The following is a 17774-nucleotide window of genomic DNA, read 5'->3' as shown; positions in this document are numbered from 1 at the left end:
TCGATCGGTCAGCGGGTCGGGGCGGCCGGGCGTTTCGGCGGCCAGGGCACGAGTACGCTCGTGGTCCGCATGTAGTCCCGGTAGCCGGGGCGGGTGGCGGCGAGATGCGCTTCGAGCGGCGGAATGCCGGAGATTTTCAGCAGCAGCCACGCCATCAGCAGCGGCGGCGCGAGCGTCAGCCAACCCCACGGGCCGCCGAGCGCCAGCACGGGATAGGCGATCCAGTGCAGGCATTCGAAGAAGTAGTTCGGATGCCGCGAGTAGCGCCACGGTCCGGCGCGGCACACTTCCCCACGGTTGGCCGGGTCGGCGGCGAAGCGGCGCAGCGCGCGGTCGGAGAGCGTCTCGCCGGCGACGGCGGCGAGCCACACGGCGGCGGCTCCCGCGAGTCGGACAGCGGAGGCGGGCGCGGCTTGACCGGCCGGAACGAAGAACGCGACCGACAGCAGCATCGATATGACCGCCTGCAGCTGGAAGAAGGCGAACATCCGGCCGGCGCTCCACTGCGCCCTGAGCTGCCGGTAGCGGGCATCTTCGGGCCGGCCGCGATTGCGTTGCCAGAGGTGCGCGGCGAGGCGCAGCCCCCACGCGCCGCCCGCGATTCCGACGAAGGCGCGGTTCGCCGCCGCGCCGGGGCCGAGTGCGGCGGCGAGCAAGGCGACCACGCCGAGCATCGCGGCCCAGACCGGATCGATCATGCCGGCGTTGGCGGTTTTCAGCTGGCGGAGCCAGACCGCCGTGAAGGCGGCGACGGTTCCCGCGTAGGCCAGGGCGACAGTCGCGGCGACAGGCATGGGACGCTCCAGTGGGCGGTTCCCAGGCTGATACGGATGACGGCGCGAAGCGGATGCATGCGGCGGCGTCGCCCGGGCCGCCGCCGCGTTCTAGAAGTAGGTCAGACCCAGCGCGCCTTTCACCTCGGACAGCGTCTGTGCGGCCTGCTCCCGGGCGCGCAGCGTGCCGTGCCGCAGGATCGCCAGCACGTCGGCCCGGTCGCCTTCCAGTTCGCGGCGGCGTGTGCGGATCGGTTCGAGCAGCGCCTGCAGCCGCTCGTTCAGCACGCGCTTGACCGCGCTGTCGCCCAGTCCGCCCCGGCGATAGCGGGCCTTGAGATCGTCCACCTTCGGCACGTCCGGCTCGAATGCATCGAGGAACGCGAACACGACGTTGCCCTCGACCTGGCCGGGGTCGCTCACCTTCAGGTGGCGCGGGTCGGTATACATGTCGTTGACCGCCTTCGTGATCTCGTCCGCGCTGGCGCCCAGCGCGATGGCGTTCCCCAGCGACTTGCTCATCTTGGCCTTGCCGTCGATGCCGGGCAGGCGCGTGACCGGCGACAGCAGCGCCTCGCATTCGACCAGCACCGGCCGGTCGACGCTCGCGTTGAAGCGGCGCACCAGCTCGTTGGTCTGCTCGATCATCGGCAACTGGTCGTCGCCGACCGGCACGCGGGTTGCCTTGAAGGCGGTGATGTCGGCGGCCTGGCTGACCGGGTAGGCGAGGAAGCCGGCGGGGATGTCGCGTTCGAATCCGCGCAGGCGGATTTCTTCCTTGATGGTCGGATTGCGTTCGAGGCGCGCGACGGTGACGAGGTTCAGCAGGTACTGCGTCAGCTCGGCCAGTTCCGGCACCTGCGACTGGATGCAGAGGGTCGATTTCGCCGGATCGATGCCGACCGCGAGATAGTCGAGCGCGACTTCGACGACGTTCTCGGTGACCTTGCGGTGCCGGCCGACGTTGTCGGTCAGCGCCTGGGTGTCGGCGAGCAGCAGGAACTGCCGCGCCTCATGCTGCAGCCGGACGCGGGCGCGCAACGAGCCGAGGTAGTGGCCGAGATGAAGCGGGCCGGTGGTCCGGTCGCCGGTCAGGATGGTGGGTAGCTGGGGTTGGATCATGATCGGGTATCCGTTGGTTTGGATACCGCCAGCCCCGGGGGGGCAGAAACGAAAATGCCGCCAGGACTGGCGGCATCACGTTGTCGATGAGCGTGGAAAAACGGGCCGCCGGGTTCAGGCGGGCCACCAGCAACGCAGGATCGGCGAGGTCGGTTTCGTTTCCATCGGGCGAGTATAGCGCAGCCTCCCGCGGCGCGTTCGACCCGTTCCGCGCGTCGTTCTCAGGTACCGTGCATCGCGCCCGTGGCGAGCACCGGCCCGGTCGGCATCCCGGTCGGCGAGCCGCCCGCCGGTTCGAGCGACACCGCGAGGATCGCGCGCGGGCTCATCTGCGCGACGATCGCGGGCGCCAGCTTCAGCGCGCTCGGCGCATCCGGCGCGAATACGCCGAGCGAGATCGGCTTCGCGTTGGGCGGAATCAGCCACAGCTCCGTCGAACGATCCGCGGCCACCTTTGGACGATCGGCCGGCACGACGATCAGGCTCGCGCGCTGCAGGTCGACGGTGGCGGTCCAATGCGCGATGCCGTCGCTGCGCGCGATCCGGGCCACCATGTACGCGTTCGCGACCGCGCCCGGCTGTACCGGGCCGTGCAGCCACCCGAGGTTGAGCGCGAGCAGCGCAAGCGCCGCGACGCTCGCGCCCACCGCGAACCAGCGCCACAGCCGGAGGCTGTCCCACCATCCGGCGTGCATTCGTTCGGCGCCGGGCGCCGGCAGCAGGCCGAGGTCGCGCCGGATGCGGGTCCATACGCGAGCCGGCGGTTCGATGGGGGCGACGCCGTCCGCGAGCGGGGCAAGACGCGCCTGCCAGTCGGCGAGCATGGTCCGCAGGGCCGGGTCGTGCGGCAGCGCGTGTTCGAGCGCGCGGCGCTCGTCGCCTTCCAGCACGCCGAGCGCGTATTCGGCGCAGCGCAGTTCGTGGTCGGATCGGGCGGGTGTATTCATCGTTCGAGGCAGGCTTTCAGCTGCATCAGGCTGCGCCGGATCCAGCTTTTCATCGTGCCGAGCGGGACGCGCAGTCGCTCGGCCAGTTCGCTGTAGGTGGCGCCCGTGTAGAACGCTTCGCGTACCGCGAGGCTCTGCTGCGGATCGAGCGTGTCGAGGCAGCGTTCGAGACGGACGCGCTCCTGGTTCGATTCGGCGCGCGCGGCGGGTGTCGGGTCGTCGTCGGGAATGTCGAGCGCGGCCTGCTCGTCGAGCGGATCCTCGCGATGCTGGCGCATCCGATCGATCGTGCGGTTGCGGCCCAGCGTGACGAGCCATGTCATCGCGCTGCCGCGTGCGGGATCGAAGCTGTCGGCGCGTCGCCACGCCGTCGTATAGACCTCCTGCAGCACGTCCTCCGCCTCGCCGCGGTCGCGCAGCATCCGCACGATCACGCCGAACAGGCGGGCGGACGTCAGTCGGTAGAGTTCGGCGAACGCCGGCTGGTCGCCGCGCGCGACCCGCAGCAGGATGGCGTTCAGGTGCGCGCGCCGCTCCTGGTCAGGATCGTTCGGCGAAGCGGCGTCGAAGTGTTCGGCGTGTCCTGTGTCTTCGTTCATGCGCAGCATGAGGCAGACTTCGCCCGGGCCCGGAAGTCGGTGGCGATCAGAATATAGCATCGCGCGGCGGGGTGGGGCAGCGTATCTGAGCATCGTGCGGGCCGATTGTCCGGAGGCGGGGGCGCAGGCCGAAAGCGCTGCGGGATTGCATGTCACTACGTTGTGCGGCGGCGGGAGGATGCGTGCGGTGCGGAAAAATTTCGGAGGAGGCAACCACGCGGTAACGGTGCGCGTCGAGGTAAACAGTGGGGAGGGGATTGCAGGGAGAGGAGATTCGTTAGATCAAAGCAAATTGCAAAACCCGGACGTCGGCCGGGTCACTCGCTTCGTTGACCATAGGGCGTCCATCCATAACAAAGCAGCGACGGTTGAAAACGATCCTGTCGAACTTTTTGAAACAGAGGCTATGGAAATAGCCGAGATACTTAACCGGTTCGCGAGCCGAATTTAAATGCCGGTGAAACAAGGGCTGCGACGGCGGTCGTTACTTGCGCACACAGCCCGACATATGGCCCGGCCAATGACCCCGACGATGCGGCGCGCCACGCCCGACGCGCCACGCAACGATGAGCGGATTCAACGAAAGGAGCGACGACGATGACGTCCGATGAAGTGCTGCGGATAGGCGACGAATCGGTGCTGATATACGCGGAGCACGGCCCCGCGATCGCGGACGAACGCGACGCGGGCGACCTGATCGCAGCGGCCTGGAACTGCGGCGCGGCGTGGGTGGCGATTCCGACGGCGCGGCTGGCGCCGGAATTCTTCCGTCTGCGGACGGGCGTCGCCGGCGCGCTGCTGCAGAAGTTCGTCAATTACCGGCTGCGCGTCGTGATCGTCGGGGATCTCACGGACCGGGTTGCGGAGCGTACGGCATGGCGCGATTTTGTCCTAGAGTCTAATCAGGGCCGCACCGTCTGGTTCGTCCGCGACCGCGCCGCGCTGCTAAGCCGACTCCTCGGCGAAGCGGCGCAGGGCGCGCGCGATGCATCCGGATCGGACGGGCGTCCGTAAAAAAAGATCAGGCGGCGCGCTGGACGCGCGCCGAAGCGCCGGTCGGAGCCCGGCTTTTTCAGGTGATGGTCATGAAACTCACAGGCATGATGCTGCTCGCGTCCGTGCTGGCGCTCGGCGTTCTGGCAAGCCGCAAGCCGGCCGCGGTGCTGAACGCGGTGGCGCGGCGCTCCGGGTTCGTCGGGCGCTACGACGTGGCCTATGGCGACGGGCCGCGCCGTTCGCTGGACGTCTACGCGCCCGCGCAGCGGCCGGACGGCGCGCTCGCCCCCATCGTGGTGTTCTTCTATGGCGGCCGCTGGCAGAGCGGCAAGCGCGGCGACTACGTGTTCGTCGGCGAAGCGCTCGCGTCGCGCGGCTTCGTCGCGGTGATTCCCGATTACCGGATCTATCCGGACGCCGTGTTTCCCGATTTCGTCGAGGACGCGGCTGCCGCGGTGCGCTGGGCGCGCGAACATGCGTCGGCGTTCGGCGCCGATCCGGCCCGGCTGTTCCTGATGGGGCACTCGGCCGGCGCGCAGATCGCGACGATGCTCGCGACGGATGGGCGCTTTCTCGCCGAGCACGGCATCGGCAAGCGCGACATCGCGGGCGTGATCGGCCTGGCCGGTCCGTACGATTTCCTGCCGCTACGGGACGAAACCCTGATGCGCATCTTCCCCGAGCCCGCGCGCGCGGCGAGCCAGCCGATCAATTTCGTCGACGGATGCGAGCCGCCGATGCTGCTCGCATCCGGTGCGAACGATACGACGGTGAAGCCCGGCAACACCGACCGTTTCGCCGCCCGCCTGCAGGAAGCGGGCAGCGTCGTGCAGGTCAAGCTCTATGCCGGTGTCGGGCACGCGGTGCTGGTCGGCGCATTCGGCCTGCCGGTGCGGGCGTTCCTGCCGGTGCTCGACGACGTGGCCGCGTTCATTCGCGAATGCTAGCGCCGGCCGTTCGTGGCGCCGCGTGCGCGCGGGGCCGACGCGGCGAACCCTGAGTGAACGCCGGCGCTCGCCCCCGGTCGCGGCGCGCGAACCCGCTTTCGCCGATCCGTCGCTCGATCCGGCCACGACAGCCGTTCGCGCCGACCGGCCCCCCCTCATCCGACGGTTCGACAACACTCCGCATGCGCACCCATGGCGGCCCGATCGTATCCGCGGTAGTGTCGCGGTTGCCGGTTGCCGGTCGCGTCGCGGGGTGCCGCGCCGCCGCTCCGGCAGGCGATCGACGCTGACCAACCAGGGTGAACGACATGCGGCTCGCGCAAAGAATCCTTCCGGTTTTGTGGCTCGTGTGGAGTGCGTGCGGTGTCGCGTCGGCGGCGGTCGGCGCGCGTGCCGCGAGCTTCCCGCTGTCGATCGTCGACAACCGTCCGTTCGTCGACGTGACGGTCGATGGGCAGGGCCCGTTCGCCTTCATCCTGGATACGGGGTCGTCCAGCTCCACGCTGAGCGCCGCGCTCGCGGAAAAACTGCGGCTGCCCCGCGTGAACGCCGGGACGGGCGCCGGCGCCGGCGAGCAGGCGCTGGCGTTTCCAGTCGTCCACGTGAACGACCTGAGCATCGGGCCGTTCTCGATCGGCGCGCTGGACGCGCCGGCGATGGACGTCTCCGCGTTGAGCCAGACCATGGGCTTCCGGCATTTCGACGGCGTGCTGGGCGTCGAGATCTTCCAGGGGCGCATCCTGACGCTGGATGCGGCGCGGCGGGAGCTGATCGTCCAGGACCGGGCCGGATTCGAGCCGCCGGCGGACGCGATTCGTGTTCCGTTCGTACTGGACGAACAGCAGATGCCGGTACTGAGCGCATCGGTGGCCGGCGTGAAGGGCGCGTTCCAGGTGGATACCGGCGACCGGTTCGGCCTGACGCTGTTCGGCGGTTTCTGGCGTGCTCACCGGATGGACGCGCGACTGGGCGCGACGGTCGAGGCGATGACCGGCTACGGCGGGGGCGGTCCGATTCGCGCGCTGGTCGGGCGTCCCGCGCGCTTTTCGATCGACGGCCTCGCGGTGCCGGCGCCGGTGACGCGCCTGTCGCTGCAGCGCGCCGGGGCGTTCACCCGGACGGATCGCGCCGGGAGCATCGGCATGGCCGTACTCAAGCGGTTCCGCGTGTCGTTCGATTACGCGCGCCGCGAGATGTGGCTGTCGAAGAGCGCCGCGTTCGACGCGCCGGACCGTTATGACCGCAGCGGCATGTGGCTGGGGCTGGCCGGCGAACGCGGCGGACTGCGGGTCGTCGACGTCGTGACGGGCGGCCCGGCCGCCGCCGCCGGCATCGCGCCCGGCGACCTGGTCGAGCAAGTGGGCGGCGTGTCCGCCGATGCGTCGACCCTCGCCGATATCCGGGCGATGCTTCAGTCGCCGGACCGCTCGGCCGTGCCGGTCGTCGTCAGGCGGGCGGACACGGTGCGGGACAGGCGCGTGACGCTCAGGGATTTGATTGCGCGGTGACGGGGTGTTGGGCGGATATCGGACCCGATCTCGACGTTTGCCGAGCCGCGGCTTTGGCGTACGGCACGGCGGATCGCCGTTTCGGCATACGGGCGCATCGGATCGCAGTCTCGACGCGCGCGCGTCGGATTACGCTGTTGACGCACGATGCACGATGCACGATGCACGATGCGACTCGAAGCGTGCGGTCCGGCGCGCGAGCGCATCGCATCTCGCCTCGCCCGCTCACCCCTGATCCCCGCCGCCCACCGGCAGCACCGACCCGGTGATGTACGACGCGTCGTCCGATGCGAGAAACAGGATCGGGCCGACCTGTTCGTCGACGGTGCCGTAGCGATGCATCGAACTCGAATCGAGCGTCTGATCGACGATGGCCCGATACCAGTGCGCGTCCTGTTCGCTCGGCGGCGCGGGGTTGCGCGGCACCTTGCGCGGCGGCGCCTCGGTGCCGCCGGCGGCGATCGCGTTGACCCGGATGCCGTGTCCCGCATGCTCGAACGCGAGGCTCGCGGTCAGTGCGTTGACGCCGCCCTTGGCCGCCGCGTACGGCACGCGGTTCACGCTGCGCGTCGCGATCGACGAGACGTTGACGATCGCGCCGCGCCGCGCGTCGATCATCGCGGGCAGTACCGCGCGGCAGCACCACAGCGTCGGGAACAGCGAGCGGCGGATCTCCGCTTCGATCTGCACCGCGTCGTAATGCTCGAACGGCTTCGCCCAGATCGTGCCGCCGACGTTGTTGACCAGCACGTCGATGCGGCCGAACGCGTCGAGCGCCGCGTGCGCGAGCGCCGTCGCGCCCGCCCAGGTCTCCAGGTCGGCGACGACGGCGAGCGACCGGCCGCCGCGCGCGGCGATCGCGGCCGCGGCGTCGTGCACGATCTCCGCGCGGTCGGCGAGCACGACCGTGCCGCCTTCGCGGGCGGCGCGCGCGGCGACGCCCTCGCCGATACCCTGGCCGGCGCCGGTGACGACGACGACCTTGCCCGCGAAGCGGACCGATGCCGGGGCGGCGCTCATGCGGCACCGCTCGACGAGAATTTTTCGAAGTAGCACTGCGCGGGCGTGATGCCCGTATCGCGCAGCCACGCGCGTACCGCGTCGACCATCGGCACCGGGCCGCACAGATAGAGATCGACATCGCCGCCGTTCAGCCAGGCGGGATCGACGTGCGCGGTGACGTAGCCCTTGCGCGCGTGCGCGCTGGCCTCGTCGGCGACGCAGGTGCGATAGTCGAAGCCGCTGAAGCGGCGCCGCACGTCGTCGAGCCGGTCGAGCGCGACGAGATCGGCGTCGCGCGTCACGCCGTACACCATCCGGACCGGCTGCGTGCGTGCCTGCGCCGCGCACACGTCGAGCATCGAGAGAAACGGCGCGATGCCGGTGCCGCCCGCGAGAAACAGCGCGGGCCGGGCCGCGTCGCGCAGGTAGAAGCTGCCGTGCGGCCCGGAGAACGCGATCCGCTGTCCCGGCGCGGCCTGCCCGGTAAGGTAGCCGCTCATCCGCCCGCCCGGCACGTTGCGCACGAGGAACGACACGCGCGCGTTGCCCGGCTGCGAGCTGAACGAATACGAGCGCGCCGCGCCGTCGCCCGGAATCTCGACGTTCACGTACTGGCCCGCGAGAAAGCCGAGCCGCTCGGGCGCATCGACGTCGACCGAGAATCGGATCGTCGAATCGGACAGCGGGTCGACCGCCGCCAGCGTGCCTTCGTGGCGGGCCGCGCCCGTCTTGCACGCGGCCGCGGAAACCGGCACGCGGATCACGCAATCGGAGCGCGGCCGGGTCTGGCACGCGAGGATGTAGCGCTGCGCGGCGTCGTCGGCGGTCAGCGCATCGTCGATGTAGCTCGACGCGGGCAGGTCGTAGTCGCCCGCCTCGCAATGACAGCGACAGGTGCCGCACGCGCCGTCGCGGCAGTCGAGCGGGAGATTGATCCGCTGGCGATAGGCCGCGTCGGCCAGTGTTTCGCTGTCGCGGCAGGTGATGAAGCGCGTCACTCCATCGTCGAACTGAAGCGCGATCTGGCGTTCCATGTCTGTCTCCTCCGGCCGGTTCGGCTAGATGTGGTAGATGTCGATGAGCTGGTTGATGTAATCGTTCTTCAGGATGACGTACTTGTTCAGGATCAGCGGCTGCGCGCCGGACAGGTCGATCATGTAGCGCGACATCCCGAAGTAGCTGTACACGGTCCGGTAGCGGTAGCTCAGCGTGTGCCAGTTGAAGCGCACCGTGCAGACCTGCCCGTCGGCGGCTTCGAGCTCGAGGTTCGACAGGTTGTGGCTGGTGCGCGTGTCGGGCATCGTCGCGCTCGAGCGCTCGGTGTTGATCCGGAACACGCGATCCTCCAGGCCCTGCCGGTTCGGGTAGTAGATCAGCGAGATGTCGCGCTGCGGATCGGTGACGAGCGTGTCGGTGTCGTCCCAGGAGGGCATCCAGAACACCGCGTCCGGGTGATAGCAGGCGAGCCAGCCGACCCAGTCCTTGTCGTCGAGGAGCCGGCATTCGCGGTGGAGAAACGCCTCGATGCGGGAGAGATCGGTCGTCATCGTGCGCTCCGCGACGCGGCGAGCGCCTGTTTCATCGTTTCGATCCAGTAGCGGTGCTGGACGGTGTAGAGGCCCTCGTCCTCCGTCTTCACGCCGCTCATCACCGGGTTCAGGCCGATCTTGCGCGCGGCTTCGTCGGGGCCGTCGACCCAGTGCGCCGCGCCGCGGCACATGTCGTTCCACTCGACCGCGCGTCCCGCGTAGCCCTGCTGGCACGCGCGGAATTCCTCGAGATCGTCGGGGGTCGCCATTCCGCTGGCGTTGAAGAAATCCTCGTACTGGCGGATCCGGCGCGCGCGCGCGTCCGCCGCCTCGCCGCGCGGCGCGATGCAGTAGATCGTCACCTCGGTGCGGTTGACCGACAGCGGCCGCAGCACGCGGATCTGCGAGCCGAACTGGTCCATCAGGTACACGTTCGGGTAGAGGCAGAGATTGCGCGAGTTGCCGATCATCCAGTCGGCGATTTCGGGGCTGCAGCGCACGGCGAACTCGGCGCGCAGGCTGAAATTCGGCCGGTCCTCCGGATTCGCCCAGCGCGACCACAGCAGCATGTGGCCATGCTCGAACGCATAGAAGCCGCCGCCCTGGCGGCCCCAGCCGCCGGCGTCCATCGCGCGTATCGTGTCCTCGCGCAGGTTCTCCTCCTTGCGATGGTTGACGGTCGCCGCGTAGTTCCAATGCACGGCCGACACGTGATAGCCGTCCGCGCCGTTCTCCGCCGTGAGTTTCCAGTTGCCGTCGTAGGTATAGGTCGATGCGCCGCGCAGCACTTCGAGGCCGTCGGCGGACTGGTCGACGATCATGTCGATGATCCGCGCGGCGTCGCCGAGGTGCGTCTCGAGCGGCGCGACGTCGGGGTTCAGGCTGCCGAACAGGAAGCCGCGATAGTTCTCGAAGCGGGCCACCTTCTTCAGATCGTGCGATCCGTCCCGGTTGAAGCAGTCGGGATAGCCCGCTTCCTCCGGATCCTTCACTTTCAGCAGCTTGCCGCTGTTGTTGAAGGTCCAGCCGTGGAACGGGCAGGTGTAGGTCGCGCGGTTGCCCCGTTTGTGGCGGCACAGCACGGCGCCGCGATGCGTGCAGGTGTTCACGAACGCATTCAGCTCGCCTTGCCGGTTGCGCGCGATCACGACCGGCTGCCGGCCGATTTGGGTCGTGTAGTAGTCGTTCGGATTCGGGATCTGGCTCTCGTGCGCGAGGTAAATCCAGTTGCCTTCGAAGATGTAGGCCATCTCGAGTTCGAACAGCGCTTCGTCGGTGAATGCGCTGCGATGCAGCCGATAGTCGCCGCGCGCCTTGTCTTCGATGAGGAAGTCGTCGATGCAGCGCAGTGCCGGGGTGCGATCCGGGTGGATCGGGATCATGGGGCGTCTCCTGAAGAGTCTCTGGGGCGAGGCGCGCACAGGGCGCGTCCCGCGCAGGACCTGATTGGCGCTTCGATGCCTGACAGGTATAGTTTTCAGCGGCAACACAGGCAGAACGAGGATAGTTGCGGGTAAAACCGGGCGTCCAACACTGATTTGGTATCAGTTCGATATCTGAGAGGTATGGAAATGGAATTACGCCATCTCCGTTATTTCGTCGCGGTCGCGGAGGAGCAGAACTTCACGCGCGCCGCCGCGCGGCTGCATATCGCGCAGCCGCCGCTCAGCCGCCAGATCCAGCAGCTCGAGGAGATGCTTGGCGTGACGCTGTTCGAGCGCGATACCCGGCCGCTCCGGATGACGGAGGCGGGGCGCTTTTTCCACTCGCATGCGGTCCAGTTGCTCGCGCAGACGGCCGAACTGGAGGCGATGACGAAGCGGGTCGGCAAGATCGAGCGGAGCCTGTCGGTGGGGTTCGTCGGCTCGACGCTGTACGGGATGCTGCCGACGATCATCCGGCGCTTTCGCGACGAGCACGCCACGGTGGCGCTGAGCCTGCACGAGATGTCGACGATGGATCAGATCAAGGCGCTGAAGGAAGGGCGCATCGATGTCGGCTTCGGCCGGATTCGCCACGAGGATCCGAGCGTGCGGCGCGTGGTGCTGCGCGAGGAGCGGATGATCGTGGCGCTGCCGACCGGGCATCCCCTCGAGGCGGCGAAGCCCGTGCTGTCGCTGCACGATCTGGTCGGCGAGACGCTGATCATCTTTCCGCAGGCGCCGCGCCCGAGCTACGCGGACCAGGTGCTGGCCGTCTTCCACGATCGCGGCCTGACGCCGCGCCGGATCTACGAGACCCGCGAGCTGCAGATCGCGCTCGGCCTGGTCGCGATGGGCGAGGGCGTATCGGTGGTGCCGCGCAGCGTGTACGGACTGAAGCGCGACGACGTGAGCTACAAGGAGCTGGACGATGCGAATCTCGTGTCGCCGATCATCATGAGCATGCGGATGCTCGACGAATCGGAAGACATCGAAGCGATGCTGGCGCTGATCTACCGGATCTACGACGAGATCAAGATGGACTACCTGCCGCCGCGCGAGTGAACGGCCCGTGCGTATCGGTTCGCGGCGGCCGCGACTAGCCCGCGCGGCGGCGCACGTAGTAGATATCCCATTCGTCCTCGCCGGTTTGCGCGAATCCGTGGCGCTGGTAGAAACGATTGGAATCGCTGCCGCGCAGCGCGCCCACGTGGAGGTCGAGCGAGCGGGCGTCGGCGTCCGCCGCGATCATCCGCAGCGCCGCGGAGCCGATGCTTTTTCCCTGATGCGCCGGCGCGATGTAGAAGTGCTCCAGTGCGAGGTGTCCGTCGTTCGGCCGCACCTGCGCGAAGCCGACGCGCGTGCCGTCCGCGACGATGAAGCGGCAATGCTCGGGCGCGAACGCGGAGAGGAAGCGCGCGCGGGCACGCTCGGGATCGAAGCGGCCGATCCGCTCGAGGCTGTCGCGCATCGCGGCGATGCGAAGGGCGACGAGCGTATCGGCATCGTCGGCGGCGGTCGGGGCGAACTGGATGTTCACGAGCGGGGCCTGGGTTCGGGGCGGAGCCGGAATGGCGTGACGACCGGATGCCGGACACGGGCGGGCTTGACCGGCGAGCGGACCGGATCGCGGGGCAGGCGCCGAGCGTGCCGGCTCGAGGCCGGGATGACCGACGTCATTATCCACGGACTCCGGCAGGTTCGCGCCGCATCACGGCAAGCGGCCCGGCCTCCCGGGATGCGGTTCCGCGCCGTCTCGACGCGGAACCGGGCCGGCCGGCGCCGGTCATTGCCACGCGATCTCGGGCGATTTGTAGTATCCGACGCCGTAGGCATCCCAGCGCTGTCCCTGCGTCGCGAGACGGCCCTTGAAGCCGTTCCAGTCGTGCGTGCCGAGCGGCGACCAGCCGAGTTCGGCGATCGACGCGAGCCTCGGAAACGCCATGTAGTCCGCGTAGACGCGCGGCGCGGGCCACACGGTACTGGGCGTCGGCAGCGACGTCGAGTTCGGGTAGGCGCGATCGCTCCACAACGTGCCCTCGACGCCCGCGATCTGCTTGGCGCTCAGAAGCCGCGTCTTGCCGTCGGGAGACGACAGCTGCGTTTCCGGGTCCCAGCCGTAGGACTTCTGGATATCGACGTAGCCCTCCCAGCTCAGCCCATACGGCGTGCTGGCGTTGTACTTCATGTCGACATACGCGCGATCGGCGGGAGACAGGATGAAGCGCGCCCCCTGCTTGATGCCGGCCCGCACCTGCTGGATGTTCTTCGATTCGGACGAGGTGCCGATCGTCTTCTGGTCCGACGCGTCGCCCCAATATTGCAGCAGCGTGCCGGCGGTCAGCGTCGCCGGGCCGATCTGGTGCCAGCCGATCACGGTCTTCTTCGCCGTGGCGACTTCGCCCGCGGCCGCGCTGATGTACGCGTTGTATTGCGCGGGGGTGATGCCGGTCGGCGTTTCGTCGCCGCCGATGTGGACGTAGCCTCCCGGCGTCATCGCGGCGACGGCCGGCAGCACCGTATGCAGATAGGCCTTCACGTTCGCCAGGTGCGTCGGGTCCGTCAGGCACAGCAGACTGAGGCCCGGTCCGTCGAAGCCGGAGTACGGGGCGAGCGCCTGGTTGTTGCAGTTCAGGTTCGCGATCGACGCCTGCGCCGCGCTCACGTGGCTCGGGCCGTCCACTTCCGGCACGATCGTGATGAAGCGCGATTTGGCGTAGGACACGATGTCCGCATACTGCTGCGCGGTGTAGTACCAGTTGTTGCCCGCCTTAGACGGAAAGCCGCTTTGCGTGCTGCCTCCGATGTCGGTGAGGGCGGGCAGCGCGTCGATCGCGATGCGCCATCCCTGGTCGTCGGTCAGGTGCAGGTGCAGGGTGTTGTACTTGAGGAGCGCGATCTCGTCGATATACCGCTTGACGTCGTCGACGGGGAAGAAGCGGCGCGCGACGTCGAGCATCGCGCCGCGATAGCCGAAGCGCGGCCAGTCCGCGAGCGCGACGCCCGGCACCGACCAGACGGCCGACGCGGGCGACGGCCCGTAGACGGCCGGCGGCAGCAGCTGCAGCAGCGTCTGCACGCCGTGGAACACGCCTTGAGCCGACGCGGCGCGAATCACGATCCCTTTCGGATCGGAGACGAGCGTGTACCCCTCGTCGCCGAGCGTGGCTTTCCTGGCGGCGTCGACGTCCAGCAGGATGAACCTCGCATAGCCTTGCGCCGTGTCGGCGCCCGCCGTCGACAGCGCAAAGCCCGTCGAACGCAGGATGACGTCGTGCAGATAGCGGGCCGCGTCGGCGAGCTGGTCGTCCTTGCCCCGCGTGAGGATCGGCGTGTCGGCCGACAGCGCGAAAGCGCCCACGGCGCGCGTGCCGGCGTAGGCGGGGGCCGGCAGCAGCGAGGGCGCGCCGGCGGCCGACGCGGTGCCGGCCTGCGCTGCCTTGACGGCGGCGCTGTCGTCGAGCGCCGCCAGCGTATCGTTCAGCGTCGCCGTGCCCGCGTGCGACGGAAACGGCGCGGCGAGCGTCGCGGCCAGGACGAGCGCCATACGGACCTGCGTCAACTGCTTCAACCGGACTTGCATGTTGCCTCCATCTTGGTAGGAGTGTGATGTGAGCCGTGTTTCATGACAGCGCTTGCCGCGACGCGCATCGTCGCTGCCGGGGCTGTCGACGATGCGCTTCCGAAACCCGCCGACCCGCGCGGGGTCGGCTAGCGCGGTTGCAGGATCGGCGTGCCGAGGCCCGCGATATTGCCCATCCCGGTCGTACTGGAGAACTTGATGGCATTGGCGCCCGCCTGCAGGGTCACGAACGTTCCCATCTCCGCGACCTGATCGATGCTGCCGCCGGTTGCCGGATAGGTGATCGTGACCGGCGCCGCGCCGTTGAGGGTGAGCTGGCCGTTGAACGGGCTGCTGTTGCCGGACACATAGTAGATCGGCAGCAGATAGGTGCCCGCGGCCGCTGCCTGGACCGTGATGGTCACCGTTCCGCTGCCGTTGCTGTAGGTGCCCAGGTAGCCGACTTCTCCCGCGCCGCAACTCTTGCAGCTGTATTTCGTCGCGAGCCCGGTCAGCACGCCGGCTTGGGCGGGATAGTCGGGCGTGATGCTGTAGGCGGGCGGGTTGGCGAACGTCGGCGTCGTGCTCGACAGCGGATACTTCGTGAACATCGGCACGCCGCTCGTGCCCGGGCCGAACTGGAACAGCGCCACGCTCTTTCTCAGCGTGGCGTACGGCACCAGGTTGCCGGAGGCATCCTTTTTCTGGCCGTTCCACCAGATCTGGCCGGCGGCGGGGACGGCATCCGAGAACAGATAGTTCGACAGGTCTTCGAACGTATAGGGATTGTGGAACAGCAGGTCGTTCCAAACGGAGATCTGGCCGCCGATCGGCGCGTAGCCGTTCGATCCCTGAAGCTTCGCGACGTTGCCGAACCAGTCCCAGGTTTCGCCGCCGGGGTGGGAGATGCCCAGCGCGCTGTCGTTGGCGTAGAAGCTGTCGCCGGCGAATCCCAGCGATTCTTCATAAGGCGAGCCGTTGTTCGGATTGACGTAGAACGACCCGCTGGAATTGATCCACGCGAACTTGGGCGAGGTCCACGGCAGCGGACCCGAGGTCAGCCAGTTCTGCATCACGATGTTCGCGTTGTAGTTCGAATTGCCGCTGACCGTGTCCTGCCACATCTGGACCGTTTTGCCCTTGCCCTGGAGGTAGGTCGCGACGTTGTTCAGGAATGTCTGGATGGCGGCCGAGGAGCCGCCCTCATCGCCGCCGATGTGCACCCGGTTCGAGCGGAACCACGGCAGGAACTGATCCCACACGCTCTTCACATAAGGCAAGGTGTTCGGATTGGACAGATTGAGGCTTTCGCTCGTGCTCTTGGGATCGATGGCGCGCGCCATCGATTGGGAATGCCCCGGCACATTGATTTCCGGAACGATCGCGATACCGTTCGCGGCCGCCGCGTCCTCGAGCTCGTTCCAGTCCGTCTTCGAGTAGTACAGGCCGTCGGTCGACAACGGCGGGTTCTTGAAGCTCGAATCGAAGAGCCGGAAGTTCGCATTGGCGACCGTGTTCGGCCCCGGCGAGCGATTCAGCAGATCGCCGGTCAGCGCGAGGTGCAGGGTATTGAGCTTGTACCAGCCCATGAACTTCATGTAGGCCTTCAGCGATGCCTTGTCCACGAAACCCCGGCCGACGTCGATCATCACCGCGCGTTCTCCGTAGAGCGGCGCGTCGACGGCATAGCCCAGCGGAATCGACTTGTGCTGCCCCTTGGCCTGGCCGTCCAATTCCAGCATCTGGAGCAGCGTCCGGGTTCCATAGAAGAGGCCGTTGAACCCGTTGCCGATGCCCGGCGTCGGGTTCGCGCGCAGGATCACGCCGTTCAGGGCGGACAGCGTGTAGCCTTCGTTGCCGATCTGCTTCACGATGGCTGGGCTGCAGGGCGTGAGGCTGAGGCCGATATCGCCGGGCTGCACGTTCGAATCCGTTGCGATGGCGGCGGTGACGCCGGTGATCTCCAGCAAGTCGCTTTGCAGTTGGTTCGCGACCGGCTGCAGCACGGCCGCATGGGCTGGCTCGACGACGATCCGGCTCGTCGGGCCGATCTGGAACGTGCCGCTTCCGCCCGCCCACGACTGGAGGCCGGGCACCACCGCCGGCGCGGCGTTCCCGTTGGCGACGGCCGGCGCGGCGTCCTGGGTGCCGCATGCAAGCGGCCGGCCGCTTGCCGCGGCCCCGGCCGCGTTGCCCGATGCCGGGCCGGCGGCGGCCCGCATCGATCCCGGCGCGATTGCGCCCACGCCGTCGTCGCCGCCGCAGGCGGCCAGCGAAACGGACAACAGCAAGGCAATACTTATCCTCGTCTTCATGTGTTCTCCTGATGTATTTCGCCGTGCGGCGCCGGGATGGCGCTTCCGGAATAGCCGCTACTTCACCGCTCCCAGCGCCAGCCCTCTCACCGGATACCGTTGCCGCCACGCGAACACGATCGATACCGGCAGCGTCGCGCAGAGCGTCGCCGCCATCGCGAGCGGCCATTCGACCGCGTATTTTCCCGCCACCATGCCGGTCACCTGAACCGTCAGCGTCTTGTTCCCGGGCGATCGGATCAGCATTGACGCCACGGCGAATTCAATCCACTCATTGATGAACGCGAAGATCGCCGTCGCCACGATCGCGGGGACGGCCAGCGGCAGGAACACCTTGGATACGGCGCGTTGGGCTTCTCGAAGCCGCGCGCCATTTTTCGAAGGACGGCGCGGCGGCGTTGCTGTCGTGCGCGATCGTGCCGGCGGCGAAGCCCGCCATCGCGAGCACGGCGGGGATATTTCGGAATGCTATGAAATCAGGTGTCATCCGAGCCTCCGCTGAACAGTCGATGGGGACTTGTTTCGGGATCGTTAATGTAATCAGGCTACACGCGTTCAAAAAAAATGTCACTTTGGATTTGAGCGGAGCACCGAGATTTATTCAGAAATACCGCATGTTTTATGGGGTATACGCTACATTTCTCAACTATCGGGATGGCATGAAGGATGTTGAGAAGCATATTGTCGGCTGCTAATTTGTAATTTAATTACATATTGAGGGGGCGCTGTTTACCCCGCGTTTCCTCGTGAAGGATCGAGCCGCGACGGGTTCGACCCTCCCACCGATGCGAGGTCGGCCATGAGTGGTGTGGTGCTGGTGACGGACGCGTGCGGCGAGATTGGCGCGGCGCTGTGTCAACGCTGCGTCCGCGAGGGCGATACGGTAGTGGCGCGGGATGCCGATGCGGACGGCCTGGTCCGCCGGCGGGCGAGCTGGGATCGAGGCAGGTCGCGCCGATCCTCGCCAATCCCGAACGACCGATTCGGGCGGCGGTCGAGCCGGTGGTGAGCCAGCGCGGCCCGGTTGACGTGCTGGTTGCCGGCGAAGGGCCG

General features: G+C 67.9%; 15 protein-coding genes and 1 pseudogene. 4 read left to right on the top strand and 12 right to left on the bottom strand.

Translation table 11 applies throughout. The annotated features are described in order from the left end of the window. Positions 1-8 precede the first annotated feature (8 nt). The 4 genes from RZR99_RS24055 to RZR99_RS24040 all read right to left on the bottom strand — a co-directional run bounded on the left by RZR99_RS24055 (position 9) and on the right by RZR99_RS24040 (position 3441). Positions 9-794: a DUF1295 domain-containing protein gene (locus tag RZR99_RS24055; protein WP_323122281.1), complete on the bottom strand. Its 786-nt coding sequence runs from the start codon at positions 792-794 to the stop codon at positions 9-11. A 90-nt stretch (positions 795-884) separates the two neighbouring features. Next, positions 885-1895 (bottom strand): tryptophan--tRNA ligase, encoded by a 1011-nt coding sequence (gene trpS / locus RZR99_RS24050; RefSeq protein WP_323122280.1) that lies wholly within the window; start codon positions 1893-1895, stop codon positions 885-887. Positions 1896-2116: 221 nt separating this feature from the next. Continuing rightward, positions 2117-2842 (bottom strand): anti-sigma factor, encoded by a 726-nt coding sequence (locus RZR99_RS24045; protein ID WP_323122279.1) that lies wholly within the window; start codon positions 2840-2842, stop codon positions 2117-2119. Next, entirely contained in the window at positions 2839-3441 is a 603-nt protein-coding gene (locus tag RZR99_RS24040) for a sigma-70 family RNA polymerase sigma factor (protein ID WP_323122278.1), read from the bottom strand. The genes RZR99_RS24045 and RZR99_RS24040 overlap by 4 nt, the downstream gene beginning before the upstream one ends. A gap of 597 nt (positions 3442-4038) precedes the next feature. Between RZR99_RS24040 and RZR99_RS24035 the strand changes: the two genes are divergently transcribed. The 3 genes from RZR99_RS24035 to RZR99_RS24025 all read left to right on the top strand — a co-directional run bounded on the left by RZR99_RS24035 (position 4039) and on the right by RZR99_RS24025 (position 6892). Further along, positions 4039-4455, top strand: coding sequence for a DUF4180 domain-containing protein (locus RZR99_RS24035; RefSeq protein WP_323122277.1), 417 nt, complete (start codon positions 4039-4041; stop codon positions 4453-4455). A gap of 65 nt (positions 4456-4520) precedes the next feature. Then, the gene (locus tag RZR99_RS24030; RefSeq protein WP_407655494.1) at positions 4521-5384 is read left to right on the top strand and encodes an alpha/beta hydrolase; all 864 of its coding nucleotides are present in this window, start codon (positions 4521-4523) and stop codon (positions 5382-5384) included. Positions 5385-5692: 308 nt separating this feature from the next. Then, the gene (locus tag RZR99_RS24025; RefSeq protein ID WP_323122275.1) at positions 5693-6892 is read left to right on the top strand and encodes an aspartyl protease family protein; all 1200 of its coding nucleotides are present in this window, start codon (positions 5693-5695) and stop codon (positions 6890-6892) included. A 225-nt stretch (positions 6893-7117) separates the two neighbouring features. On the opposite strand, the gene RZR99_RS24020 is transcribed toward RZR99_RS24025, so the two are convergent. From RZR99_RS24020 to benA, 4 genes are read right to left on the bottom strand one after another with little or no spacing between them, the layout of a single operon-like run. Continuing rightward, entirely contained in the window at positions 7118-7912 is a 795-nt protein-coding gene (locus RZR99_RS24020; protein ID WP_323122274.1) for a 1,6-dihydroxycyclohexa-2,4-diene-1-carboxylate dehydrogenase, read from the bottom strand. Further along, on the bottom strand, positions 7909-8928 hold the full coding sequence (benC, locus tag RZR99_RS24015) for a benzoate 1,2-dioxygenase electron transfer component BenC (protein WP_323122273.1): 1020 nt from the start codon (positions 8926-8928) through the stop codon (positions 7909-7911). The genes RZR99_RS24020 and benC overlap by 4 nt, the downstream gene beginning before the upstream one ends. Before the next feature lie 24 nt (positions 8929-8952). Next, positions 8953-9441, bottom strand: a complete 489-nt coding sequence (benB, locus tag RZR99_RS24010; RefSeq protein ID WP_323122272.1) for a benzoate 1,2-dioxygenase small subunit — start codon at positions 9439-9441, stop codon at positions 8953-8955. Next, on the bottom strand, positions 9438-10805 hold the full coding sequence (gene benA, locus RZR99_RS24005) for a benzoate 1,2-dioxygenase large subunit (RefSeq protein WP_323122271.1): 1368 nt from the start codon (positions 10803-10805) through the stop codon (positions 9438-9440). The genes benB and benA overlap by 4 nt, the downstream gene beginning before the upstream one ends. A gap of 189 nt (positions 10806-10994) precedes the next feature. Between benA and RZR99_RS24000 the strand changes: the two genes are divergently transcribed. After that, positions 10995-11909 (top strand): LysR family transcriptional regulator, encoded by a 915-nt coding sequence (locus RZR99_RS24000; protein ID WP_323122270.1) that lies wholly within the window; start codon positions 10995-10997, stop codon positions 11907-11909. Between the two features lie 34 nt (positions 11910-11943). Here the strand turns inward: RZR99_RS24000 and RZR99_RS23995 are convergent, their stop codons facing one another. From RZR99_RS23995 to RZR99_RS23980, 4 genes and pseudogenes are all read right to left on the bottom strand, one after another. Beyond that, a complete protein-coding gene (locus RZR99_RS23995; protein ID WP_323122269.1) occupies positions 11944-12384 on the bottom strand; it encodes a GNAT family N-acetyltransferase in 441 nt (146 codons plus the stop codon). 246 nt (positions 12385-12630) lie between these two features. Continuing rightward, complete coding sequence (locus tag RZR99_RS23990) at positions 12631-14427, bottom strand: beta-N-acetylhexosaminidase (RefSeq protein ID WP_323122268.1); 1797 nt, start codon at positions 14425-14427, stop codon at positions 12631-12633. Positions 14428-14555: 128 nt separating this feature from the next. Next, entirely contained in the window at positions 14556-16721 is a 2166-nt protein-coding gene (locus tag RZR99_RS23985) for a family 20 glycosylhydrolase (protein ID WP_323122267.1), read from the bottom strand. A gap of 57 nt (positions 16722-16778) precedes the next feature. Next, a pseudogene (locus RZR99_RS23980) lies at positions 16779-17069 on the bottom strand (ABC transporter permease subunit); the annotation flags it as partial. Between the last annotated feature and the right edge of the window lie 705 nt (positions 17070-17774).

It is taken from the genome of Burkholderia alba (assembly GCF_034721475.1).
GTDB classification, from domain to species: Bacteria; Pseudomonadota; Gammaproteobacteria; order Burkholderiales; family Burkholderiaceae; genus Burkholderia; species Burkholderia alba.
Note: the sequence above shows the minus strand (reverse complement) of the source record. Positions and strands in the feature narration are given on the sequence as shown.